At 41.4% G+C, this 24496-nt stretch carries 30 protein-coding genes, 1 tRNA gene and 1 riboswitch; of the genes, 11 read left to right on the plus strand and 20 right to left on the minus strand.

The window, feature by feature from the left end; genetic code table 11:
- Positions 1-10 precede the first annotated feature (10 nt).
- Positions 11-541, plus strand: coding sequence for an SAM-dependent methyltransferase (locus tag BM375_RS02470; protein ID WP_093363602.1), 531 nt, complete (start codon positions 11-13; stop codon positions 539-541).
- An 80-nt stretch (positions 542-621) separates the two neighbouring features.
- Here the strand turns inward: BM375_RS02470 and BM375_RS02475 are convergent, their stop codons facing one another.
- The 3 genes from BM375_RS02475 to BM375_RS02485 are packed head-to-tail and all read right to left on the minus strand — an operon-like array spanning position 622 to position 2330.
- Positions 622-1188 carry a pentapeptide repeat-containing protein gene (locus tag BM375_RS02475; protein WP_093363603.1) on the minus strand — a complete coding sequence of 189 codons (567 nt, stop codon included), beginning with the start codon at positions 1186-1188 and terminating at the stop codon, positions 622-624.
- Positions 1189-1207: 19 nt separating this feature from the next.
- On the minus strand, positions 1208-1810 hold the full coding sequence (locus BM375_RS02480; protein WP_093363604.1) for a 5'-methylthioadenosine/S-adenosylhomocysteine nucleosidase family protein: 603 nt from the start codon (positions 1808-1810) through the stop codon (positions 1208-1210).
- Positions 1811-1850: 40 nt separating this feature from the next.
- Positions 1851-2330, minus strand: a complete 480-nt coding sequence (locus tag BM375_RS02485) for a GNAT family N-acetyltransferase (RefSeq protein ID WP_093363605.1) — start codon at positions 2328-2330, stop codon at positions 1851-1853.
- Between the two features lie 78 nt (positions 2331-2408).
- On the opposite strand from BM375_RS02485, the gene BM375_RS02490 reads away from it, so the two are divergent.
- Positions 2409-2822: an NUDIX hydrolase gene (locus tag BM375_RS02490; protein ID WP_093363606.1), complete on the plus strand. Its 414-nt coding sequence runs from the start codon at positions 2409-2411 to the stop codon at positions 2820-2822.
- A gap of 28 nt (positions 2823-2850) precedes the next feature.
- Here the strand turns inward: BM375_RS02490 and BM375_RS02495 are convergent, their stop codons facing one another.
- From BM375_RS02495 to BM375_RS02510, 4 genes are read right to left on the minus strand one after another with little or no spacing between them, the layout of a single operon-like run.
- A complete protein-coding gene (locus tag BM375_RS02495; RefSeq protein WP_244525800.1) occupies positions 2851-3777 on the minus strand; it encodes a LysR family transcriptional regulator in 927 nt (308 codons plus the stop codon).
- 33 nt (positions 3778-3810) lie between these two features.
- Positions 3811-4737, minus strand: a complete 927-nt coding sequence (locus tag BM375_RS02500; RefSeq protein ID WP_093363607.1) for a molybdate ABC transporter substrate-binding protein — start codon at positions 4735-4737, stop codon at positions 3811-3813.
- 13 nt (positions 4738-4750) lie between these two features.
- A complete protein-coding gene (locus BM375_RS02505; RefSeq protein ID WP_093363608.1) occupies positions 4751-5215 on the minus strand; it encodes a DsrE family protein in 465 nt (154 codons plus the stop codon).
- 17 nt (positions 5216-5232) lie between these two features.
- The gene (locus BM375_RS02510; RefSeq protein WP_093363609.1) at positions 5233-6255 is read right to left on the minus strand and encodes a c-type cytochrome; all 1023 of its coding nucleotides are present in this window, start codon (positions 6253-6255) and stop codon (positions 5233-5235) included.
- Between the two features lie 234 nt (positions 6256-6489).
- On the opposite strand from BM375_RS02510, the gene BM375_RS02515 reads away from it, so the two are divergent.
- The 3 genes from BM375_RS02515 to obgE all read left to right on the plus strand — a co-directional run bounded on the left by BM375_RS02515 (position 6490) and on the right by obgE (position 8284).
- Positions 6490-6563, plus strand: a tRNA-Arg gene (locus tag BM375_RS02515).
- Positions 6564-6637: 74 nt separating this feature from the next.
- Positions 6638-7213 (plus strand): adenylate kinase, encoded by a 576-nt coding sequence (locus BM375_RS02520; RefSeq protein ID WP_093363610.1) that lies wholly within the window; start codon positions 6638-6640, stop codon positions 7211-7213.
- Between the two features lie 72 nt (positions 7214-7285).
- Positions 7286-8284 carry a GTPase ObgE gene (gene obgE, locus BM375_RS02525; RefSeq protein ID WP_093363611.1) on the plus strand — a complete coding sequence of 333 codons (999 nt, stop codon included), beginning with the start codon at positions 7286-7288 and terminating at the stop codon, positions 8282-8284.
- A gap of 145 nt (positions 8285-8429) precedes the next feature.
- Here the strand turns inward: obgE and rimK are convergent, their stop codons facing one another.
- From rimK to BM375_RS02540, 3 genes are read right to left on the minus strand one after another with little or no spacing between them, the layout of a single operon-like run.
- On the minus strand, positions 8430-9368 hold the full coding sequence (gene rimK, locus BM375_RS02530) for a 30S ribosomal protein S6--L-glutamate ligase (RefSeq protein WP_093363612.1): 939 nt from the start codon (positions 9366-9368) through the stop codon (positions 8430-8432).
- 51 nt (positions 9369-9419) lie between these two features.
- The gene (locus tag BM375_RS02535; protein WP_093363613.1) at positions 9420-9866 is read right to left on the minus strand and encodes an ATP-dependent zinc protease family protein; all 447 of its coding nucleotides are present in this window, start codon (positions 9864-9866) and stop codon (positions 9420-9422) included.
- Between the two features lie 4 nt (positions 9867-9870).
- A complete protein-coding gene (locus BM375_RS02540) occupies positions 9871-11049 on the minus strand; it encodes an AIR synthase related protein (protein WP_093363614.1) in 1179 nt (392 codons plus the stop codon).
- 176 nt (positions 11050-11225) lie between these two features.
- Here BM375_RS02540 and BM375_RS02545 point away from each other — a divergent pair, with 176 nt between their 5' ends.
- The 6 genes from BM375_RS02545 to BM375_RS02570 all read left to right on the plus strand — a co-directional run bounded on the left by BM375_RS02545 (position 11226) and on the right by BM375_RS02570 (position 15913).
- Positions 11226-12029 (plus strand): sulfite exporter TauE/SafE family protein, encoded by an 804-nt coding sequence (locus BM375_RS02545; RefSeq protein ID WP_093363615.1) that lies wholly within the window; start codon positions 11226-11228, stop codon positions 12027-12029.
- 80 nt (positions 12030-12109) lie between these two features.
- Positions 12110-12667: a YeeE/YedE family protein gene (locus BM375_RS02550; RefSeq protein WP_093363616.1), complete on the plus strand. Its 558-nt coding sequence runs from the start codon at positions 12110-12112 to the stop codon at positions 12665-12667.
- A gap of 18 nt (positions 12668-12685) precedes the next feature.
- Positions 12686-13102 (plus strand): YeeE/YedE family protein, encoded by a 417-nt coding sequence (locus BM375_RS02555; RefSeq protein WP_093363617.1) that lies wholly within the window; start codon positions 12686-12688, stop codon positions 13100-13102.
- A gap of 1 nt (position 13103) precedes the next feature.
- Positions 13104-13751 carry a Crp/Fnr family transcriptional regulator gene (locus tag BM375_RS02560; RefSeq protein ID WP_093363618.1) on the plus strand — a complete coding sequence of 216 codons (648 nt, stop codon included), beginning with the start codon at positions 13104-13106 and terminating at the stop codon, positions 13749-13751.
- Between the two features lie 85 nt (positions 13752-13836).
- Complete coding sequence (locus tag BM375_RS02565) at positions 13837-15255, plus strand: MBL fold metallo-hydrolase (protein WP_093363619.1); 1419 nt, start codon at positions 13837-13839, stop codon at positions 15253-15255.
- Between the two features lie 229 nt (positions 15256-15484).
- Complete coding sequence (locus tag BM375_RS02570; protein WP_244525801.1) at positions 15485-15913, plus strand: cold-shock protein; 429 nt, start codon at positions 15485-15487, stop codon at positions 15911-15913.
- Positions 15914-15974: 61 nt separating this feature from the next.
- On the opposite strand, the gene BM375_RS02575 is transcribed toward BM375_RS02570, so the two are convergent.
- The 10 genes from BM375_RS02575 to BM375_RS02620 form a co-directional block, all read right to left on the minus strand.
- Positions 15975-16685, minus strand: a complete 711-nt coding sequence (locus tag BM375_RS02575) for a HesA/MoeB/ThiF family protein (RefSeq protein WP_093363620.1) — start codon at positions 16683-16685, stop codon at positions 15975-15977.
- Positions 16682-17791 carry a 2-iminoacetate synthase ThiH gene (thiH, locus tag BM375_RS02580; RefSeq protein WP_093363621.1) on the minus strand — a complete coding sequence of 370 codons (1110 nt, stop codon included), beginning with the start codon at positions 17789-17791 and terminating at the stop codon, positions 16682-16684. The genes BM375_RS02575 and thiH overlap by 4 nt, the downstream gene beginning before the upstream one ends.
- 14 nt (positions 17792-17805) lie before the next feature.
- Entirely contained in the window at positions 17806-18579 is a 774-nt protein-coding gene (locus BM375_RS02585; RefSeq protein WP_093363622.1) for a thiazole synthase, read from the minus strand.
- A 40-nt stretch (positions 18580-18619) separates the two neighbouring features.
- Positions 18620-19234 carry a thiamine phosphate synthase gene (locus BM375_RS02590; RefSeq protein ID WP_093363623.1) on the minus strand — a complete coding sequence of 205 codons (615 nt, stop codon included), beginning with the start codon at positions 19232-19234 and terminating at the stop codon, positions 18620-18622.
- The gene (locus BM375_RS02595) at positions 19224-19967 is read right to left on the minus strand and encodes a hydroxymethylpyrimidine/phosphomethylpyrimidine kinase (protein WP_093363624.1); all 744 of its coding nucleotides are present in this window, start codon (positions 19965-19967) and stop codon (positions 19224-19226) included. The genes BM375_RS02590 and BM375_RS02595 overlap by 11 nt, the downstream gene beginning before the upstream one ends.
- Positions 19940-20530, minus strand: coding sequence for a thiamine phosphate synthase (locus BM375_RS02600; protein WP_093363625.1), 591 nt, complete (start codon positions 20528-20530; stop codon positions 19940-19942). Before BM375_RS02600 ends, BM375_RS02595 begins: the two co-directional genes overlap by 28 nt.
- Positions 20527-22344: a phosphomethylpyrimidine synthase ThiC gene (thiC, locus tag BM375_RS02605; protein ID WP_093363626.1), complete on the minus strand. Its 1818-nt coding sequence runs from the start codon at positions 22342-22344 to the stop codon at positions 20527-20529. The genes BM375_RS02600 and thiC overlap by 4 nt, the downstream gene beginning before the upstream one ends.
- Positions 22345-22377: 33 nt before the next feature.
- A complete protein-coding gene (gene thiS, locus BM375_RS02610; RefSeq protein WP_093363627.1) occupies positions 22378-22584 on the minus strand; it encodes a sulfur carrier protein ThiS in 207 nt (68 codons plus the stop codon).
- 62 nt (positions 22585-22646) lie between these two features.
- Positions 22647-22744: riboswitch (TPP riboswitch) on the minus strand.
- A gap of 150 nt (positions 22745-22894) precedes the next feature.
- Positions 22895-23089 carry a cold-shock protein gene (locus BM375_RS02615; protein ID WP_093363628.1) on the minus strand — a complete coding sequence of 65 codons (195 nt, stop codon included), beginning with the start codon at positions 23087-23089 and terminating at the stop codon, positions 22895-22897.
- A 41-nt stretch (positions 23090-23130) separates the two neighbouring features.
- Entirely contained in the window at positions 23131-24240 is a 1110-nt protein-coding gene (locus tag BM375_RS02620) for a DEAD/DEAH box helicase (RefSeq protein ID WP_093364039.1), read from the minus strand.
- Positions 24241-24496 lie beyond the last annotated feature (256 nt).

Genomic DNA, 24496 nt, shown 5'->3' on the forward strand with positions numbered 1-24496 from the left:
TTATTTGTGTATGAAAACTTTAAGAAATTTTTTGGTAGTCCTTTTTGTTTTGGGAGGGCTACAAACTTTTGCGCAGACAAAAGAATTGGATGTGCCGTATGTACCCACCAATCAGGCTGTCGTGGATGCTATGCTTGACCTTGCTGGTATCAAGTCAGGTGATATCCATTACGATTTAGGTTGTGGAGATGGTAGGATTGTGATTTCGGCGGCTAAACGCGGAGCAATAGCCACAGGAATTGATTTGGATCCGCAACGCATCAAAGAGGCTAATGCAAATGCACAGGTAGCAGGGTTAGCTGATAAGGTGAAATTTATTGAAGGTGATTTGTTTGACTTTGATTCTAGCAAAGCAGATGTATTGACTTTGTATCTTTTACCTTCAGTGAACTTGAAACTGCGTCCTAAAATCATGGAGGAACTAAGACCAGGTACGCGTGTGGTATCGCATGCTTTCGATATGGGTGATTGGGAACCGGAAAGAGAAATTGAAGTGGGCGGAGACAAAGTATTTTTATGGATTGTTCCAGAGAAGGAGTAATACACTTATTTTGTACGACCCCGAGCTAATTTGGTTCATAAGTCGTTGAAATAATATTGTTCAGCTTTTACTTATGCGCTTTAACTATTTTCAATCTGGATATCGTATTTGTCCAAAAGCCCGGGGATACCCGATAAGGAGAATTTTGCTTTCTTGATACGGTTGGTCTCAGGAGGGATGGAATAATGTCGGGCAGTTCTGAAGTCTGCACGTTCCAATATCGTACGGTCGAAGACGGCTTGTGTTAGGTCGCAGTTATCAAAAATAGCTGAGGAGAGGTCTGCTTCTGCAAAATCGGCCTCTTGCAATAGGGAATTCCTAAAAATGGTTTTCTTGATTTTTGTTTTATAGAATGACGAATGGTTCAACTGACAATTGTCAAATGAAAAAGAAAGACCAAAATCGTCGCAGGTATCGAAGTGTAGTCCGAGCATCTTGCAATCTTTGAATTGTACATTTTGAAAACCAGTTTGGTTGACTTTCGCTAATGTGAAATTGCATCCGTTGAAAACGCAGTCTATAAACTTGAAAGCCGAAAGATCGCTATCGGAAAAATTGCAACCATTGAAAATACAATTTTCGTACTCGCCTCTTGGGAGTTGTTCGTCTTTATTGAAGGTTGTGTCTTGCGTGATATAGTTCTGCATGCTTGGGCAAAAGTTGGATTTATATTGAAATTTTGTTGCTATTTAACTTGAGTACCTCACCGAAAGCAACAGCTGCCTTATGTACCTGGACTGTCCAATCCTCAGCTGCATTGTCATCCGCACCGTCTGAAATATATTTTAGGCTAAGGAACGGGATATTTTCCTGTTTAGCGACCAAAGCTAAGGCATAGGCCTCCATATCCACGATATTGTAAATAGTTTCGGCATGTGCCATTTCAAAATTATCACCCGTTCCACAAATAGCTTCAGGCAGACCATCCATCTTCAATCCGTATTCTAGGACAATGGGTAATCCCGACAGGGGTGTTTCGTATAGGTCAAAGCCTAATCCGCGTACATCCATATCTCTTTGTACAAATTTTGTACAGCAGATAACCTCGCCTTTTTGATAATGATTGCTCCCGGCAGAACCCAGATTTACAATTAATGAAGGTTTCTTTTGCTGAATGGCTTTTGTTAGGTTATAGGCTGCGTTAACTTTGCCAATACCACAGATTAAAAGTCGGTAGCCTGTGAATACATCTGCAGCCTCGGATGCTAAAGCAAATGTGAATAATACGTCTTCAATAGGAAAAATATGTTCTTTATTGATGCTAATCATGCGTTATATATAATTTGGAGCAAAGTTAACCTTTTTGGTTTTAACAGTTACGGTCTTTGATTAGATCATCAAGTGGATATATCATTTTGTACATATCGAAGCCTTGAGCCCAGTAGTCCTGATGTATTTCCTGTAGTTCGAAACCATTCTTCTCATAAAATTTGTAAGCAAGCTGAGAGGTTCTTACCATGATGATTTTGATATTGCTCATTGATTTGAGGATATTCAACCGATGGGACAATAGTTTTGCTCCAATACCCATACCTTGAAAGTCTGGATGTATCAGATCCCAACTGATTTTTCCTATCTGTTGGTCGTCCTCAAAATTAATCCCTCCCGAACCGATTAAAATTCCATTCATCTCTATAACGAAGTATAGCTCAACCTCCTGATCCAGATACGTCCTGAAATCTGCAACCTCGGTTTGGTCAAAGTATTTTGGTATGTTTAACTGCAACAGCGTTAAAAGCTCGGCTTTGTCACTATTGATGAATGGTCGGATATAAATGGTGTTGCTCACAATAGATAAAGCTACAAAAACTTAAGAATAAACGATGTCTTTTTGTAGTTTTGAACATTTGTTTTAAAGAATAACCCGATGTCGACAAAAATTATTAAAACTGCTGGATTGATTGTCGTGCAGGACAATAAACTGTTTTTGGCTTACAGCAACAATAAGAAGGCCTGGTATCTTCCTGGTGGAAAAGTGGATGCCGGGGAAACATCCCTGCAGTCTTTACAAAGAGAGATATGGGAAGAACTTACGCTGAAGATTGATGCAGAAGATTTACAATACTACTACCATATTACCGCGCCTGCTTATGGAGAGCAGAAAGATGTCGTAATGGAACAGGACTGCTATCTGTATGACTTAAAAGAAGCTGTCGTGCCAAGTCATGAAATAGGAGCGGTTAAGTTTTTTGATGCAATGGAATATGCTAAGGAACCTGCTCAAGTGGTAGGCGTCATCGAGGCTTTCAAGAAGTTGAAGGTTGATGGATTATTAGCTTGACTTTTTCTTGGGAAAACGGATGGTTGTATCAACCATCCGGATGGAAAATGCCATTCTTTTCAAATCGCTGATAGGCAAATCTTCTAAAAGCTTCGGGTAAGTGACCGATGACTCCGTGCGGCCTGACAAAATAAAAGTTGCGCTCCATATTAAGGTTTTCTACGTCAACGATTTCCAATTCGTCGCTTTGCAACTCTTTGGAGATGGCGTGTACCGACAAGAAGGAAAAACAGTTCGTCTTCAACAGAAAATTCTTGATGCTTTCCGAACTTGCCAGATGTACTTTAACATACAGCGAATGCCAATCTATCCCTACTAGCGTAACAGCTTTTTGGATGACATCATTTGTACCGGAGCCCTCTTCTCGGAGCACATATTCCAAGTTCATAAGCTGTTTGGGCGAAAGTGTATCCTTTCCTTTTAATTTGGGATTTCCTTTCCGGGTTACCAACACCACTTCATCTTTAAGAAAAGTCTCGTATTTCATCGATGAATTGTCCGATAGTCCTTCTACCACCCCTAAATCTATGGTTTTGTCCGACAAAAGTTCTTCTATCTTTCTGGAATTGCCATGAAGAACTTTTACGTTGATGCTTGGAAACGAGAGGTGGAATTCTGCTAATATTTCGGGCAAGATATAGTGAGAGAGGGTCGTGCTTGCCCCCAGTCTAAGCTCACCTAATAAAACACCATCCAGTAGACCTAATTCTCCGTTAAGTGTTTCGTAAATGGAGGTGAGCCGTATAGCATGCTTCAAGAACAATTGTCCAGCTTCTGTGAGCGTCAAACGATGTCCGCTCCTTTCAAAAAGATTGCGGCCAGCCTGTGCTTCGAGTTCCTGAATGTTCTTGCTGACAGCTGGTTGGGAGATATTCATCTCCTTCGCAGCTCTCGTAAAGTTCAGATTCCTTGCAGCAGAAATAAACACCAATATTTTGAAATCAACATGGATCATGACCAATTATACTTAAAATTTCTATATATCCGGCTATTCAACTTCAAATCCATACTTTTTATATATTTCCTTTGCTTCATCGGAAATCAGGTATTCCATAAATAAATCTGCCGCTTCAGGTCTGGGTGCATTTTTGAGCCTACCGGCACAATATGTTGACCTGATATTGTGTTCTTGTGGGATTTCTACTTCATCAACAGGATGCCCTATCATTTTTTGGTAAACGACTTCAGAAGTCCAAACAGGTGCAGCATCGCTCTCTCCTAAAAGTATTCTCAAAGGGCTTTCCCGATGATGAATGCGTGTGAGATAAGTTGAGCCGTCTTCCACCTTCTTTTCCATTATTGCTTGGTGTAATGCATCTCCGCCAGCTTTTTTATAAGCAATTTCTATCTGTCGGCCAATGCCCTCCCAAGCAGGGTTAGGCATGCTTACCCGCACATTTTTGGATTGAAGATCTGTTAGTTTATGAACCTTCTGGGGATTTCCCGACGGCACCATAAGGCTTAGCTTGTTATAGGCGTAGCTTTCTATCCGGCTAAAATGATCCTCCATCAATTCTATCCTTGATTTCCCGGCAGTATATACATCCGGTTTATGAGTAATGCGAAGGTTTCCAATGGTCAACGAACCGCCTTCAATCTGCTTTGCCAATATACCTGGAGGTAATGTTTCCGCAAAAATACGCTCGATATGAGGATGCTTCTTTTTGAAACCTTCCAAAAGTTCGTCAATGCACATAAACTGATTACCGGCAAAAAAGACAACAAGCTGCGGGTCGACAATATCTCCATAGAGATCGGGTACATTATTTATCCCTTTTATTGTAAATTCAACTGCAGCTTTCGGAGCTGTGTTCCACGGTGGGTCAAAGCGGTGCGCATCTTGCGCTTGAACAGTTGCTGCGGTCGTAAGAAATATCAGCGAAACGCCGTAAACAAGTTTTTTAAATAATATCATTGTGTCTACTTCTTTATGGTTTGATAATTGTCCAACCTTCGTTGGCTCTGATAAGAAGCTCTCCGTTTCCTGTTGGTACGTAAGCCAGGAAATCGTATAATTCGCTCTTGTTAATCTTTCGCTCTTGTAGCGTATTCAAGCATTGGGCAACGATGACGCCCTGATTAATCAGTCCCTTGATGGCTTCTTCGTATTCGCTGCCTTTGCGGTAGGCTTCTGTGCCACAGGAAAAGGCGACAAGCTCTATCTGCACTTTTCCTTTTAGCCTCGGATCTTTCAGCAGGTTGTTGATATTCCGAATCGTCTTCTTGATAATTTCGGGCGAACCATTATCCATTTGATAGATCGCCTTATAGACTTGCTCCGTAGCTTGTGCTCCGTTGTAGAGCTTGTTCTGTTCCAATGCTTCCTGTGCATGTGTTTGTGTCGTTAAGCACGCGATAGCGATAAATGCCAATAGAATGAATTTCTGTCTCATGTGTACTGTGTTTTCGTTTAAAAATTAAATGGGCCAATTTTATGTTGTTCCTGTGGAATATTGTCGTTATAAGGTGGATAAGGGCAATCTTTAGGCTTCTTTGCCAGATTGGGGTAGTCCAATTCTTTATTTGCTTTTTCGGGTCTGTTGTGACTATTAATATATGCAGCTACATCATAAGCTTCTTCGTCGCTGAGTTGAGGCGCATCATGGGTCACCCCGTAGGGCATGTTCCCTTTAATGAATCTGGCGGCAGTAATCAAGCGCGCCATGCCAGCACCATCGTTATAGGTGTCATCACCCCATAGAGGTGGATAAATGTAACCACCTTCTCTATTACCGGCGATCCCTTTGATGCCTTCACCGTTGGCACCGTGGCATGATAGACAGGTGTTTTTATAGACCAAAGCGCCTTTCTCTATATCCGCTGGTCTATCCGGAGCAACAAAATCTACAAAGCCCTGTCCTTTGATTCGATTTCCGACAGGTGCATCTTTGCTGATGTGTTTAATATAACTCATCATAGCACGCATTTCCTTGCTGTTGACATCGATGGCTTTCCCGTTCATGCTCCGTTCGAAACAGCCGTTGATTCGTTCTTCCAGCGACCCAACCCGGTCTTCTCTACCCGAATACATAGGGAATATTCCGCTCAACCCTACGTAGGGTGCTGCATAGGGTTTGGTTCCACCTTCGAGGTGACAGCTTGAGCAAGCCAGTCTGTTGCCTGTTGTGGCCAATGCTGTCCCAGGACCTATAAGGGCATAAGTTTCGGTAATCAAGCGGTATCCATATTCAGCCATCCGACCTTCTTCTGTATCGTCAAAAGGTGGAATTTGGAAATTGTCGGTTAGGATTGCTGTTTCTGCTGTTGAATTTTTTTCTTCGTTTTCCTCTGAAGGCAATCTGCCTGCGTTGACATGCAGTAGTATGGGCACAACTATCAACAGGATGATACACAGCACGGCTAAAAATTTAACATAGCGGAGTATTCCTTTTATATCAGATATAGTGTCTTGATTTGTATTTTGTTGTTCCATGTTGCAAATCTCTTGAAAGATGGCATGACATGGAAATGACACTTTTTTATGGGCTATAACTTTTGGTTATCATAATCTATGATGTTATGGGGGACATTCTAATCATTAAGTGGTGTGCAAAATACAATTTATATAGCTTAACAAAATTGAAAAAAAGTTTGTGTAGCGCTTGAATTTCGCTATATTTGCATCACCAAAACAGAAAAGGCCATAAGTCAGGAAGTAATGGTAGCCGCGTTCCTAGCTCAATTGGATAGAGCATCTGACTACGGATCAGAAGGTTAGGGGTTCGACTCCCTTGGAGCGCACGAAGTAATATAGCGAAGCCTAATTCTCAAAAAGATGGATTAGGCTTTTTTTGCGAACATAACATACTTAACTCATGCTAAACCTCGTTTTATTCGGGCCTCCAGGGGCTGGTAAAGGTACCCAATCGGAAAAGTTAATTGAAAAATATCAATTAGTACATATCTCAACGGGTGATCTCTTCCGTGCACATATTAAAGGACAGACTGAACTTGGACAACAAGTAAGTCAAATTATTGCAGATGGTAATCTGGTTCCTGATTCGATAACGATTGCTATGTTAGAGGAAGAAATCAAGAAAAACCCGCAAGCAAAAGGGTTTATCTTTGATGGATTTCCACGTACGGTAGGACAGGCTGAAGCTTTGGATGCTTTCATGGCTTCTATCGGTGAAGAGATTTCTGGTGTAGTGGCTTTGGATGTAACCGAAGAAGAGTTGACACAGCGTATCGCTAAACGTCAGGAAATTTCTGGCCGTGCTGATGACGCTGCAGATAAGCTTAAAAAACGCATTGAGGAATACTTCAGCAAAACAATCCATGTGTTGCCATATTATGAAGGACAAGGTAAGCTGTCTAAAGTAAATGGTATTGGCGATATCGACACGATTTTTGCTTCTTTAACTGCTGTTGTAGATAGCTATAAAGCATAATTTTTTAACGACTACAATGAGATTTCAAGCAAATAGCTTGACATCTTATTGCTATTATCTGATATCTAATATATGGCGCAAGGTTCTAATTTTGTTGATTATGTGAAAGTCTGTTGTCGCTCCGGACATGGAGGGGCAGGCTCGGCGCATTTGCATCGTGATAAGTTCACTGCCAAAGGTGGACCCGATGGTGGAGATGGTGGTCGTGGCGGTCACATTATCCTCAAAGGGTCAACACAGCATTGGACGTTGCTGCATTTGAAATACCGCAAACATATTATTGCCGCCAATGGCGAACCGGGGGGAAGCGGGCTTCGAAGTGGGGCAAACGGTAAGGATGATATATTGGAAGTGCCCTTGGGCACGATAGCCAAAGATGCTGAAACCGGCGAGATCCTTTTTGAAATTACAGAAGACGGTGAGACAAAAATTCTTACGCCAGGTGGACGTGGCGGATTGGGAAATTGGCATTTTAAATCTTCTACACAACAGACTCCACGCTTTGCACAACCGGGTATGCCTGGTAAAGAAGAGTGGATCATACTGGAGTTGAAGGTGCTAGCCGATGTGGGTTTGGTCGGTTTTCCGAATGCGGGTAAATCTACATTACTTTCTGTAGTTTCGGCAGCTAAACCCGAAATTGCCAATTATCCTTTCACGACTTTAGTGCCTAACTTGGGGATTGTCGGCTATCGGGATAACAAGTCTTTTGTAATGGCTGATATTCCCGGTATTATTGAGGGGGCATCACAAGGCAAAGGATTGGGATACCGTTTTCTGCGTCATATTGAGCGTAATTCAGTGCTTTTGTTTATGGTTCCTGCGGATACTGATAGAAGTATTGAAGAAGAATATCAGATTTTGTTGAATGAACTCACCGCATACAATCCAGAATTAGTAGACAAACCACGTTTGTTGGCTATTACAAAATCAGACATGTTGGATGATGAATTGGAACAAGAGATGGCTGAAACTTTGCCACAAGGAATACCATCAGTTTTTATATCCTCCGTGTCAGGGAAAAATATTCAGCAGCTTAAAGATATGATTTGGAAAGCTATCAATAGCTGATTCCAAAAAGCTTGCCGTCACCGTCATTGCGAGGTCTCGAAGTCCCGCTTTGAGCGGGAGTGATGGCAAAAATGCAGATTGCTTCCTCACTACGTTCCTCGCAATGACGCATTTTTACGTTTTGAAATTTTCAAAACCGCTTTTCTTATAATTTACTTTCCTTTTTTACTTTTCTTTTTCTTCCGGTTGTCGGTACTGATGCCTGTTTAATGGTATACTGGTTTTCAAGATATTTGATTACTTCGGTCGCTATATCCTTACCAGTAGCGGTCTCGATACCTTCCAGTCCTGGGGAAGAGTTTACCTCCAGAATAAGCGGTCCGCGGGCGGAAGGGAGCATATCCACTCCAGCTACAGTTAGTCCCATGGCTTTTGCAGCCGAGATGGCCGTTTCTTTCTCAGCTCGTGTTAGTTTTACGATTTTAGCTGTTCCTCCACGGTGTAGGTTGGACCGAAATTCACCTTCTTTAGCCGTGCGTTTCATAGCACCGACTACCTTGCCATCTACAACGAAAGCACGTATATCAGTTCCTCGAGCTTCCTTAATATACTCTTGGATAAGGATGTTGTTTCCAAGTCCGTAGAAAGCTTCTATTACTGAAGATGCCGCCTTTTTGGTTTCTGCCAAAACGACGCCTATACCTTGTGTACCTTCCAATAATTTGATGACCAAAGGAGCTCCACCAACCATATTGATTAAATCATCCACGTCAGATACCGAACGAGCAAAACCAGTTATTGGCAATCCCAATCCAGCACCGGAGAGGATTTGCATACAGCGCAGTTTATCGCGCGAACGTGTAATCGCTTGACTAGGATTAGCTGACACGACGTCCATAACTTCAAATTGTCGGACAATAGCCGATCCGTAGAACGTGATGGAGGAGCCGATACGCGGAATGATGGCATCAATGTGGGACAGATCCTGTCCTTTATAATGTATAGTGGGCTTGCCTTGTTGGATACCGACGTAGCATTTGCTATGGTCGATGACCTGACAGTTATGTCCTCGGGCTTCAGCCGCTTCAACGAAACGGCGTGTCGAATAGAGATTTCTATTCGTAGATAAGACAGCGATATTCACTTGATGTATTTTTTTATTGTAATTAACAGATAGACGGTGTGTCAGGTTTTGCTAACCTGTGTTTTTAGCTAAATATTTTTGTGATACGTCCACTAAAAACTTTTTATTGATAAAATTTCGTCCCAACAACATGGGATAGGACATGTTTGAGCGGTCTCTTACAGATAGTTTAATGTCAAATAATGTGTCAAATAACTTAATCTTTGTAATAAAGATGTGGCGTAATTCCGCCTGTCCGAAAGAACTTTTGACGACGCGTTCCCGGTGAATAGGGAAAGTAATGGTGATAAATTTCCCTTGTTTTGTCTCCGGATGCTCGTCAAGTTCACAGCGGATATAACGATGTCCGTTCTTCTCAAAAATTTCAAAGTTCTCGCAATGCAATACCGATGTTGCCGCGCCTGTGTCGATTTTCGCTTGTATGTTATACAAGCCAAGCTCGGGTAGGTCTACGATTTCCACACTGCCAATGATGGGCTTCTGAGGCAATACAGGCATTGTCCTATTCGTATATGAATTCTCCAAAAGGGGAACGGATGGTCACTTTTTTCTGCGAAGCAGATTCTACACGTCCGATAATCTGTGCAGGAATACCAAAAGACTCGGAAATAGCGATGATATCAGCAGCAATTTCTTCGGATACATACAGTTCCATACGATGGCCCATATTAAATACCTTATACATCTCTTTCCAATCTGTATTAGATTGCTTCTGGATAAGCTCAAATAGTGGAGGAATAGGGAAGAGGTTGTCTTTTATGACGTGTACATCTTCTACAAAGTGCAACACTTTGGTTTGTGCACCTCCTGAACAATGAACCATGCCGTCAATCTGTTTACGGTATTTGTCTAAAATTGCTTTAATAACAGGTGCATAGGTACGTGTTGGAGAGAGCACCAATTTGCCTGCCGTAACTTCCTCTCCGGTCTCTGTTTTGATTTTATCCGTTAAGGCACACCCACCGGCAAATACCAATTCATAAGGCACTGCTGGATCGTAGCTTTCTGGGTATTTCTCTGCTATGGCTTTGTGAAATACGTCATGGCGTGCGGAAGTTAACCCATTGGATCCCATGCCGCCATTATATTCTTTTTCGTAGTTTGCTTTGCCATAAGAAGCCAAGCCGACGATAACATTCCCACCTTGGATACGGTGGTTGGAGATGACATCTTCACGTTTCATACGGCAAGTTACGGTGCTGTCTACAATAATAGTACGCACCAAATCTCCAACATCAGCTGTTTCACCTCCTGTAGAATAGATACCAATACCTAACTTGCGAAGTTCTTCCAGGATTTCCTCGGTGCCGTTGATGATTTCGGCGATTACTTCACCTGGGATGCAGTTTTTATTTCTACCGATAGTTGAGGAAAGCAGGATATTGTCTATTGCCCCTACACAAAGTAGGTCATCAATATTCATAATGATAGCATCCTGCGCTATACCGCGCCATACGGAAGCATCACCTGTTTCTTTCCAGTACACATAGGCTAAAGAGGATTTAGTGCCAGCTCCATCGGCATGCATAATGTTACACCAGTTCTCATCGCCACCCAAAATATCTGGGATAATCTTGCAGAAAGCTTTAGGGAACAAACCCTTGTCAATGTTCTTGATCGCATTATGTACATCCTCTTTTCCTGCGGATACACCTCTTTGGTTATATTTTAAATCTGACATCTTGCCTGCAAAAATAGCTAAACCGACTGATATTAAAGGAATGGAAAGATTATTTTTTGTGATATCGGAGAAATGTAACCGAAGTTGCTTTGGATTAAAATTTATTATTGGACATTTGTAGACGAAGAAGAAGAGTAAAGAGCAAAGAATCAAGAATAAAGAAGAAAGAACCAGATATGGTAATAGGATTAATATTAGCGATTGTAGTCGGTATAACATTAGGGCTGGTTGGTAGTGGAGGAACAATATTGACAGTACCTATATTGGTTTATCTCATGGGAGTGAATCCGATTCTTGCGACAACCTATTCTTTGTTTGCAATTGGTATTACCTCATTTGTTGGTGCTGTGAAAGGATATAGGGAAAAGGAAGTGGATGTGAAAAAAGTATTCGCTTTTGGTCTTCCATCTTTAGTAATGGTATTCATCACAAGAACTTTTATTTTGCCTTTAGTGCCGGATGTTATTCATATCGGCCCTTGGGAGTTCGAGCAGGAGGTGTTGTTGATGATTATCTTTGCCTTTGTTATGCTGGCATCCGCTATTTCAATGATTAAGGGCGCTAATAATGATACGACGATTATTCCCGAACGTGTCAATACACCTTTGAGCTTAGTCATTGGGCAAGGTGTTTTTGTAGGTATGGTTACTGGTGTAGTAGGCGCTGGTGGTGGTTTTTTGATTATCCCTGCATTGATTAATTTCTTTAGGATGCCCATTAAACGAGCCGTGTCAACCTCTCTGGCTATTATTGCGATCAACTCGTTTTTCGGTGTATTGGGTGATTTAGAGAAGTTTGCAGAATTTGACTGGTTAATGATCCTGACCTATACTTTTCTTACTGTTTTAGGACTTTTTATTGGTTTTGCCGTGTCCCGAAAAATGGATGGCAAAAGCCTCAAAAAACTATTTGCTTATCTTATTCTAATTATCGGAGCCTATATACTGTTTAGGGAGGTGTTTGTGGAGGGAAATATCTAACTTTCCCCAATTGTAACCTATGTAACCAAGTATTTCCACTTATTACCTCATTTTTGTAGCAATAACAATTAAATCATTATATGGAATGGATTTTAGCACCCTGGCCTTGGTATGTAGGAGGCCCGCTTATAGCTTTGACGATGTTCACCCTATTATATGTTGGGAAAAGCTTTGGCGTATCATCTAATTTTAGGACTATGTGTAGTATCTGTGGAGCAGGGAAGACCTGTGATTTCTTTTGCTTCGATTGGAAGTCCCAAAGTTGGAATCTTTGGGTTCTTCTAGGTGCTGTAATCGGTGGGTATATTGCATCGCATTATCTTGCTGTTCAACAAGTTCCCGAAATTAACCTTGATACAGTAGCTACACTTCAAAGACATGGTTTTGAAAGTGCAGGGCAGGCTTATGCTCCTACGGAATTATATGGCGATGGGGCATTTTCAGATGTGAAAACAGTACTACTTTTATTAGGAGGAGGAATGCTTATCGGTTTTGGTTCCCGTTATGCAGGAGGTTGCACCTCGGGACATGCTATTTCGGGATTGAGCAATTTGCAGTTGCCCTCTTTGCTGGCAACTATCGGCTTCTTTATCGGAGGACTTCTTATGGTACATTTGATTTTCCCACTGTTGTTTTAAAGAATTAAGGATAAGATAATGAGAAAGAATATTATATATTTATTAGTCGGCATTTTCTTCGGTATTGTGATGTATAAGTCCGAAGCAGCATCCTGGTTCAGGATTTTTGAGATGTTCCAGTTTCAGTCTTTTCATATGTACGGAGTAATAGGTTCTGCTTTGATATTGGGGATATTAGGGACACAATATATCAAGCGTAAACAAATGAAGGACGTAGCGGGTAATACGATTAAAATAGCTGACAAAGAAAAAAGTATTTCCCGGTATCTTTTTGGCGGAATTATTTTTGGGTTGGGTTGGGCTTTAGCGGGAGCTTGTCCAGGGCCGATGTTTGTTTTGTTGGGTGCCGGATATTTACCTATTTTAGTGGTGATATTGGGGGCTTTGTTAGGTACTTGGCTCTATGGCCTGCTAAAAGATAAATTACCACATTAATATGGACAAGCAAGCATTACTTTATGATGTTTATACTGGTGTTTTTGAAAAGCCTTTGATCGAAGAACTGATTGTCGTTGGTCAGTTGCAAGCCTTTCAAGATGGCGATGTGCTGATTGAGATTGGTAGGTATATCAAAACGATGCCACTGCTACTAAGTGGTGCAATAAAAGTGATGCGTGAAGATGCAGACAAAGGAGAGCTTTTGTTGTATTTTTTAGGAAAGGGAGATACATGCGCCATGACGTTAGCTTGTTGTATGGGTGATAAAAAAAGCGAGATTAAGGCTGTGGCCGAGAATGCAGGTGTATTGCTGATGATTCCAGTAGGGAAAATGGAGGAATGGATGGGGAAGTATCGTTCTTGGCGAAATTTTATCCTTGAAAGTTATAATAACCGTTTTAATGAATTATTGTCCGCTATTGATAGCATTGCTTTTATGCATCTAGACGAACGTTTAGAAAATTATCTCCAAGAAACGGTCAAAGTCAATAATTCACCTGTTATCAACAAAACACACCACGAAATTGCGCATACTTTGAACAGTTCAAGAGTTGTAATTTCACGCTTGCTTAAGGTTTTGGAAAAAGAGGGAAAGATTCGCTTGCATCGTAATAATATTGAGGTACTTGTATTAAAAGATAACTGAAAAATCATAGTGTAACTTAGGTTACCCCTAGGGCTATAAATGAGTCCTATCTTTATTTCAGTAGTTAAAGAAGAAAGGAAAGAACATGAATGTTGAACAGATTTATACCGGATGCTTGGCACAGGGCGCTTACTATATAGAGAGCGATGGCGAAGCCATAGTCATAGACCCACTTAGGGAAGTAGAACCTTATATCCGTAAAGCAGAAAAGCGAGGAGCAAAGATAAAATATGTTTTGGAAACTCACTTTCATGCCGATTTTGTAAGTGGTCATTTGGATTTGGCGAAGAAGACCGGAGCAACTATTGTGTATGGTCCAACGGCAAAACCAGGGTTTGATGCACATATTGCAGAAGATGGTGAGGTGTTAGCGCTTGGAAAAGCACAGATAAAAGTTATCCATACGCCAGGTCACACCATGGAAAGCACTTGTTTTCTATTGATGAATGAACAAGGAAAGGAAATCGCCTTGTTCACAGGAGATACATTATTTATAGGCGATGTGGGGCGTCCAGATTTAGCGCAAAAAGTGGTGGCAGATTTGACACAGGAGAAGTTGGCGGCACATCTATACGAATCGTTACACCATAAGATTATGCCTTTGGCGGATGACATTATTGTATATCCAGCCCATGGTGCAGGATCTGCTTGTGGTAAAAACATGAGTAAAGAAACAAGCGATACATTGGGTAATCAAAAACGGACGAACTATGCCCTTCAGCCGATGAGCAAAGAAGAGTTTGTGGAGAAAGTATTGGATGGATTGATGCCTCCCCCCGCATATTTTCCCGAAAATGTGTTGATGAATATTCAAGGCTATGAAAGCATCGATGAAATACTGGATAAAGGATTGAAAGCTTTAGATCCAACGGAGTTTGAACATGCCGCAAATACGAATGATGCGCTAATATTGGATACCCGCGCACCGCAAAATTTTGCGAAAGGGTTTATTCCGAACAGCATAAATATTGGTATTGATGGTAATTTTGCGCCATGGGTTGGTGCATTGATTCCAGATATTCGTCAAGCTATTTTGATTGTGGCTGAACCGGGGAGGGAAGAAGAGATCGTAACGCGGCTGGCACGTGTTGGTTATGACCATACCATTGGGTTTTTGGACGGAGGTATTGAAGCTTGGGAAGCTGACCAAAAAGAAATAGATCGTATTGAATCCATTCCGGTAGAAGAATTGCACGTAAGGTTACAAAGAGACCCTGAATTGCATATTCTCGACGTACGTAAAAAGAGTGAACATTACTCCGAACATGTTATTGGTGCTGAAAATATGCCCTTGGATTATATTAACGAGTACCTTTCGGAGGTGGATAAAGACAAGACGTATTATGTACATTGCGCAGGAGGATACCGCTCCATGATTTTTATCTCTATTCTAAAAGCGCGAGGTTATGAAAATCTGATTGATATTCAAGGAGGATTCAAAGCTATTAAAGAGTCGGGTGGTTTTGATGTGAGTGATTATGTTTGTCCTACAACGATGTTGTAGGCGAGGTTTTCTTGTATATTTCTTTGCCATGGCTCAGGTGGCAAAGAAATTTTGATCAAAGAAAATAAACATAACAAGACTTATGAAGAGAAAGCATCTATTCGTTTTTCTCGGGTTAAAATCGTATATTTGTAAACATCTCTTAAAAAGGCTTTTATTTCTTATCCAAAGCTATTTCCGCTACTTTAAGACTTGCAGCAGCAATATTTTTTTATTTTAACCCCTTTTAATGTCAAGAAATCAATTAACATTCAAGAAAAAAGAACGAGCAAAAAAACAGCAACAGAAGAAACAAGAAAAACTGGAAAGACGGGAGTTCAACAAATCCAATAATAGCAAAGGCAAATCCTTGGAGGATATGTTTGCTTATGTAGATGAATTTGGAAATATCTCGGATCGTCCGCCTGAAAAGCCCTATAAATTTAAAGAAACAGATTTAGAACGGCCAAAAGACCCTACGGAAGAATTTCAGTATGGAAAGGTATCCTATTATAACGAAGCCGGACATTATGGTTTCGTCCGGGATAATCAGACAAGGGATACTGTTTATTTCAATGATACATTAGCCGGCATGGTGTTGCAGCTAAACCAGAATGTCAAATATAAATACATTCGGACGAAGCAGGGTAACCAGATTTCAGAAATCGAATTGATATAAAAATTGATATAAAATAGGAACGCGATGAAAATCGCGTTCCTGTTTTAGTAATTTTAAGACACTAAAACACGACTTGATCTGTTTTTTCATGATACGTGTCGACGATAGTCAAGGTGTTGATGGCGATAGGCAAACCTGTAATTATTTTCAACACATGCATAGCCATCATCGATCCGATGATACCCGCTAGAGGGCCGAGAACTCCTCGGCTGTCACAATCAGGAAGCAGGTCCTCGTTTGGTGACTCAGGAAAAATATCCCGCAAATTTTTACTCCCATGTAGGTTGAAGACGGCCGTTTGGCCTTCGTAAGCCAATATGCTACCATATACTAACGGTTTTCCTAAGATGACACATGTATCATTGACGAGGTAACGTGTAGTAAAGTTATCCGAACCATCAACCACGATATCATAATCCCGAATAAGGTCAAGGGCATTCGCTTTGGTTATTTTTGCGTGGATTGGAATTAAATTGATGGCAGAATTCAAAGATTGCACGAAATGTACCGCACTATCCACCTTCGCTTTGCCTACTTGTGCTTCGGAATGGATAACCTGCCTGTTCAAGTTATGTAGTTCTATACAATCATCGTCCACTACGCCAATTTCTCCTACACCACTTGCTGCCAAATATTGTATAACAGGACTTCCCAGTCCCCCTGCACCGATAATCAATACTTTTGCCGCCATAATCTTTCGTTGCCCGCTTACCCCGATCTCCTCGATGAAGATTTGTCGACTGTAACGTTTAAAAACCTTTTCTTCATTCATAAATAATGCTCCCAATCTTTCATAACAGGATCATAGCCTGCCTCACGAATAATTTTTTTTATCTCTTCCATACTGCGTTCGTCACTGGTTTCAAATTGCTCCAGAGATTGCTTATCCACACTATATCCTCCTGGGTTAGTCTTAGAACCAGCACTCATCGTGGTTGCTCCTAGGTGGATGATGTGATTTCTGAAGGCTTCATTTTCACGCGTTGAAACCGACAATTCCAGGTCTTCGTTCCAAATCCTGTAGGCACAGATCAATTGCAAAAGCTCGCGATCTTCCATTATGAAATTGGGTTCGATGATTCCTTCGGCTGGACGTAAACGTGGAAAAGAGACGGAATACTTTGTCTGCCAATATTGCCGTTGTAAATAATCGATATGTAGCGCATTGAAAAAACTATCTACTCGCCAGTCTTCCAGCCCCAATAAGACACCAAGACCTATCTTGTGCATGGTAGCTTGACCAATACGATCGGGAGTTTCGAGACGAAAGCTGAAGTTTGATTTTTTACCTTTCGGATGATATCGTTGATATACTTCTTGGTGATACGTCTCTTGGTAGACCAAAACGGAATGCACTCCTGCTTCGTGCAATGCCCGATACTCTTCCTCAGATAAGGGTTGTACCTCGATGGAGATATGTGCAAAATGTGGCCGTAACAATTGGATGGCATTTAGAAAATAATCAATGCCGACGGTTTTATTGGCTTCTCCACTTACCAGCAAGACATGTTCTATGCCCATCTCTTTCAAAGCAAAGGTTTCTGATAAGATCTCGATATTGTTCAATGTTTTTCGCCGAATACCGTTGTCCATACTGAAACCGCAGTAGGTGCAGATATTCTGACATTCATTGCTCAAGTATAAAGGCGCGTAGAGCTGTATGGTTTTTCCGAAACGCTTTTGTGTAGTGCTTTGCGTTATTCTCGCCATTGTTTCCAACTCTGTGGATGCAGCAGGAGATAAAAGATTTAGGAAATCAGCCAATGTTTTCTTCCTTTTGTATAGGCTGTGTTGTACTTCTTCTGGAGTAACGGCGTAAATACGTTTTTTTATTTCGTCCCAACTATACTGCTCAAAGATTTCTTTAAATGATCTCATGTTTTATAACAACTTCATTCTCCTAATAAAAAACTCGTCAATGGACTTGAGGCTGATGCTTCAGTATGTGGCATTGCCAATCCAGCTTCGTAAGCTCTCCTGCCAGATTTTACAGCTTCCTTGAAAGCTATCGCCATTTGTACGGGATTTTGTGCTACCGCGATTGCAGTATTTACCAGAACAGCATCTGCTCCAATCTCCATGGCCTTGGCCGCGTCTGAAGGAGCGCCTATGCCAGCATCTACGACCACAGGAACTCTACTCTGTTCGATGATGATCTCCAAAAAATCCTGTGTGCGTAAGCCTTTGTTGCTGCCTATGGGGGCTCCCAATGGCATCACAACAGCCGTTCCAGCCTCTTCCAAGCGCTTGCAAAGAACTGGATCAGCATGTATATAAGGCATCACGATGAAGCCTAAGTTAGCCAATGTCTCCGTTGCCTTTAGCGTTTCTATGGGATCAGGTAATAGATAACGAGGGTCGGGGTGGATTTCCAATTTTACCCAATTTGTCTCCAAAGCCTCCCTAGCCAGTTGTGCTGCTAAGACAGCTTCTTCAGCTGTCCGAGCTCCTGAGGTATTGGGGAGGAGGTTCACATTTGAAATCTGTAAAGCATCCAGAAACCTATCGGCTTCAGATTGCAGGTTGATCCGCTTTAATGCCATAGTTGCCAATTCTGATTCGCAGGCGATAATGGCTTGTCTCATTACTTCTAAATTCCCAAACTTACCCGTTCCTAAGAATAGGCGGGAAGAAAAAGGCTTATCTGCTATAGTTAAGTTTGTCATGTCTATTTTGTTTTACATTTCTAATTCCATTTTCTTTTCACTAGGAGTTTAACAAAGTCTTTATTTTAGGAATACAATCAGGACTAGTGCCTATTAAACCTGAAACAGCGACCCCGTAGAGACCAATTGACCTCAATAGAGGAATATCCTCCAATTGAATTCCGCCTATGGCGTATATCGGTGGGTGAAAATTAGCTTTCAATCCTTGCATGATGGACGTATAGCCGTCTAACCCCAATACTGGACTTAGTTTTTCTTTGGTCGTTGTAAAACGAAAGGGGCCTAATCCGATGTAGTCGCAACCTTCCTGTATCCTTTGAGACACGTCGGTCAATGTATTTGCTGTTCCACCTATAATCTTATTCGGACCCAATAATTTCCGTGCCTCAGTAATAGTATCATCCGTTAAGCCCAGATGTACACCGTCTGCTTCAACGGCTTGCGCCACATGGATATGATCGTTGATGATACAAACCCCTCCATATGCTTTTGACTGCATGACCACGGTTTCTGCTAAGGTCAGAAGATCGGATAGTGAAGCTTCTTTCCAACGCAATTGTACCCATGTTGCTCCATTGTCGAAAGCCTTACGAATGTTCAGTTCCTGCTCAGCGGCGGTCTGTCCTTGTGATATGTATTGTAATCTATCTTTCATTGTGGTGATACCCGGTTAAAGTTGGGCTACTTTTTAAAAAGTTTTCTACATATTTTTTCCCTAGTCTGCAAGCTTCTTCTAGTGATTGACCGTTTGCCAGGTGGGCAGCTATTGCTGATGATAATACACAGCCTGAACCATGTTTTGGAAATATCTCCTGTACATCCGACGAAGGAAGCAAGCGTATTTCCCTGTCATTCTGTAAGAGGATATCGGTGCCTTTGTTGTCACTACGATGTCCCCCTTTTATCAAGATTGACAATCCGCCATAAGGACTTATATAGGGCTTCAATAGCTCGTATTCAGGATAGTTTGGTGTTATCAACTCGATGTATTTCATCAATTTGACCAGCTTAGGTAGGTCTTGTTCATTGAAAAAAGATGTTCCTGATGAACTCCTGATAACTGGATCCCAAACAATACGAATATGTTGTGCTTGCTGTCGTAATGTGTACAGTATTGTTTGTAATATTTTAACATTGGGCACAATCCCGATTTTTGCGACATCAATGGAATAGTGGTTCATCAGAACACCAATCCCTTTCTCAATATCTTCTGCACTACGCCAAATTACTTCGTAGCATACTTTCTCTGTCTGTAAGGTATCGGCCGTTATGATGGCTAAGCTTTGTACTTGGAGACTTTCAAGCGTCTTTATATCAGCCAAGATTCCAGCACCACCAGAGGGGTCAAATCCAGCGATACTTAGTACGATAGGTTTTTCTTTTTGCATTTCAAAAAAACAGCTAATGGATTATTATTTTGCCACAATGCTCCCATGAGGGCAATTCCGTCTATTCCCATTTGATAGAGATGATGACAGTTGCTCGCATCGACTCCACCCAGACCAATCAATTTTGTATTGTGGTTTTGCCTATGCGAAAGCGTATCTCTTACGTGTTGCACCACACCATATCCTGGTTTAGAAATACTGGGATAAATCGGTGATAAGAACGCATATTGCCAGCGATTGTCCAGTGTATTGAAATCAGTTGTGGAATGTGTGGAAGTTGATAATATATAATTACCATTGAGATACGTATAGCTTTCATTCTGCCTTTCCACCTCCCGAATATGTAACCTGTGGATGTTGAATTCCTCAGCCAGATCATGATGGGTGTGCAACACTAATCTATCTCGGTACGATTTATCTATTTCACCAATATAGTTTTGCATACTTTTCTTATCCAGCTGATATTTGCGGATATGACAATATTCCAATCCATTCTCTAACAGACGGTTTAGCCAATAATGTTCCTTTTGCAGGTTGTGTTCAGGGGTAAGAGCGATAATCATATATAGATCTCTTTTCCTTTTTCAATAAACTCCTGGGACATGTCCTGCATTCCTTGTTCAGCAGTATCTCGAATCTCCTGTGTGATTTTCATGGAACAGAATTTTGGCCCGCACATCGAACAAAAGTGTGCTACTTTGGCACCGTCTGCCGGAAGCGTCTCGTCGTGAAATTCCCGCGCAGTATCGGGGTCAAGAGACAGGTTGAATTGGTCTTCCCAACGGAATTCAAAGCGAGCTTTACTCAATGCATTATCACGGTATTGCGCACCAGGATGACCTTTGGCTAAATCAGCGGCATGTGCTGCAAGTTTGTAGGTGATTACGCCATCTTTTACGTCCTTCTTGTTGGGCAAGCCTAGATGTTCTTTCGGTGTGACATAGCATAGCATTGCACAACCATACCAACCAATCATGGCAGCACCGATTGCGGAAGTGATGTGATCATATCCCGGGGCAATGTCGGTAGTTAGCGGGCCTAGTGTATAAAATGGAGCTTCGTCACATTCTATCAGCTGTTTATCCATATTTTCTTTGATCATGTGCATAGGCACATGACCTGGGCCTTCTATCATGACCTGTACATCGTGCTTCCAAGCTATTTTGGTCAGTTCACCCAAAGTCTCGAGTTCGGCAAATTGAGCTGCATCATTTGCGTCTGCAATTGAGCCCGGACGAAGTCCATCTCCAAGTGAAAAAGCTACGTCATATCGTTTCATGATTTCACAAATTTCCTCAAAATGGGTGTACAGAAAATTCTCTTTATGATGATATAGACACCACTTTGCCATAATGGAGCCTCCACGAGATACAATGCCTGTCACCCGTTTTGCGGTCAGATGTATGTAGCGTAATAGCACCCCGGCATGGATGGTGAAATAGGAGACCCCTTGCTCAGCTTGTTCAATCAACGTATCTCTAAAAATCTCCCAGGTTAAATCTTCTGGTATTCCTTTGACCTTTTCCAATGCTTGATAAATCGGGACGGTACCAATTGGAACAGGAGAGTTTCGGATAATCCACTCACGGGTTTCGTGGATGTTTTTCCCTGTAGAGAGATCCATGATGGTATCGGCTCCCCAACGACAAGCCCAAACTGCTTTTTCCACTTCCTCTTCGATGCTTGAGGATACTGCACTGTTACCGATATTGGCATTGATTTTTACCAAAAAATTTCTACCAATAATCATGGGCTCGCTTTCTGGATGGTTGATGTTATTGGGGATAATAGCCCTGCCAGCAGCTATCTCATCACGGACGAATTCTGGGGTAATCTTTCCTACAGGTGTGCGGGCACCAAAGCTTTCACCAGGGTGTTGCTGTTTCATTTCTTCCGATGCAAGGGCTAATTGCTGTTCAATACGCTGATTTTCACGGATAGCGATATATTCCATCTCGGGGGTGATAATACCTTTCTTGGCATAGTACAGCTGTGTTACATTTTTACCCGCTTTGGCTACTTTGGGCCTATGGCTGTATTCAAAGCGAAGTTCGTCCAAGGATTTGTCTGCTAGTCGTGCTCGGCCATATTCAGAACTGATCGTATCTAATATGTCCACATCGCCTCTGTCCAATATCCATTGCTCACGGATTCTTGTTAAGCCTTTGCGGATATCGATTTCGGCGTTTTCGTCTGTATAAGGACCTGATGTATCGTAAATAGTAACAGGAGGGTTATATTCGATTTTACCATTGCTTAATTTTGTAGGCTGTAGGCTGATCTCTCGCATAGCCACTTGAATAGGAAACAAAGTTCCTGAGGCATATACCTTCTTAGAGTTTGGAAATGGTGCTTTCGTAATGGTTTGTTGTATCATAGCTATTTGAATTAAAATAATCGGGGATAAATGTTAGCCGCCCTGTGTGGCGGTAATGATAAGGATAGTGTCGTTTTCCCTAAGGGATTTAGATGCCCATTGATCTCGTGGTACGACCTGGTTATTGAGTGCCACGGCAATCCCTCTGGGGACTTCGGGGATTGTCAATTGCATCAATGCTTCCAAAGAGGAAGGTAGTTCTTCGAAAAATTTCTTTTGGTGATTGATTGTGATTTCCATTCCTTTAAATTCTATGTGTACATAAAACTTTAGGAATGACCACAATAGTGCAGAACGCACCATAGAAGACATCTACTTTTTCCTACGCTGGTATGATCCAGATCAGGTTCAAAGGGTAAATCTCAGCCTGCAAATATTGCAGACACCCCTAAAGTCGAGGACCAAGATAGGGGAAAAAGATGTATAACGCAAATTTATGCGTCAGAACAACAGAAATTAATATTCAAATAAAAAACCTGTCTTCTACATCTGCATGAAGCAAAAATAGAAGACAGGTTTCTTTTCTGTCTCGTTATGTATTATAGATAAACTATCCTACTACACGTACATTAACGGCGTTAAGACCTTTTTTTCCATTCTCTACATCGTATGTTACTGAGTCGTTTTCACGTACATCATTAACTAAACCAGAGATATGTACGAAAACATCTTGGCCACCATTAGCTGGTGTGATAAAACCGAAACCTTTGGTAACGTTAAAGAATTTTACTGTTCCTTCTTGCATTGTATTATTATTTATTGATGAATTAATTTATTTCTGTTTTATTATTGTGCTATCGGCAGTTGATAGCCGATTAACTTTTGTATATTTTTCAGTGCTGGTTTTTCCTCTTCACTACAGAAGGAATAAGCTAGGCCATCTTTGCCGGCTCTACCTGTTCGTCCGATTCTATGCACATAGGTTTCCGCATCTACCGGTAGGTCATAATTAATAACCTGTGGTAATTCCTGTATATCTATTCCGCGAGCCGCAATATCCGTAGCAATTAATATCTTTATTTTACCATTCTTAAAGGAAGATAATGCATTTTGACGGGCATTCTGCGATTTGTTTCCGTGGATGGCTGCTGAGATAATACCATTTTTACCTAGTACTTTAACCAGTTTATCGGCTCCATGTTTGGTGCGTGTAAACACCAATGTTTGGGTCAGACCACTTTCCCGGAGCAATTCCATAAGAAAAGCCGCCTTTTCTTTCTTCTCAATAAAGAATAAAGATTGTACAACCTTAGGAGCTGTTGAGGAGACTGGTGTGACGTTGATTTCTTCCGGATTGGTCAATATGGTATTCGCAAATTTACGTATTGGAGGTGGCATGGTGGCCGAAAAGAATAGCGTTTGTCTTTTGGCAGGAATATGCTTTAGAATACGCTTAATATCATGGATAAAGCCCATGTCCAACATGTTGTCTGCTTCATCGAGAACAAGTGTCTTTATACTTCCGATGCGCGCGTAACCCTGTTGTACCAAATCCAATAGGCGACCTGGAGTAGCAATGAGAATATCTGTGCCGCGTTGCAGTTCATCTACCTGTTTGTGCTGTGATACTCCGCCGAAGATAACGGTATGTTTTATAGGGAGGTACTTGCTGTATTGGCCTACGTTTTCTGCAATTTGCAAAGCTAATTCTCGAGTAGGGGCTAAAACTAAAACTCGTGGGTGTTTATATTTCTGCTTATCTGCGGCTAAGTTCTGTAAAATAGGAAGTGTAAAAGCCGCTGTTTTGCCTGTACCTGTCTGTGCACATCCGATGATGTCTTTTCCTGACAGAATTATTGGAATAGACTGTTGTTGTATTTCTGTTGCCGTCGTATAACCCATGTCATCGATGGCTTTTAAAAGGGTGTCTATTAACCCTAAAATATTGAATGTCATTTTTCTTTCTTTTTTACTCCAATTGTGGAGGTTCTTATATACCTTTTCTAATGATAGGGTATAAACTACTTTTTGAACAAGGTTTTGCTTTGACAAAACGTTGTCTATTCAGTTAACAGTAAATAATAAGGAGAATTTCAGGCTTGAAGACTTTTGATGCCCATCAACAGAATGCTATAGATATTATTTTGATAACGTAAAATGGCTACTGAAAAAGCGAGAACTGAACAAAGTCAGAAAAAGCAGAGGCAGCGCC

This window comes from Sphingobacterium wenxiniae (genome assembly GCF_900116225.1).
Classification (GTDB): domain Bacteria; phylum Bacteroidota; class Bacteroidia; order Sphingobacteriales; family Sphingobacteriaceae; genus Sphingobacterium; species Sphingobacterium wenxiniae.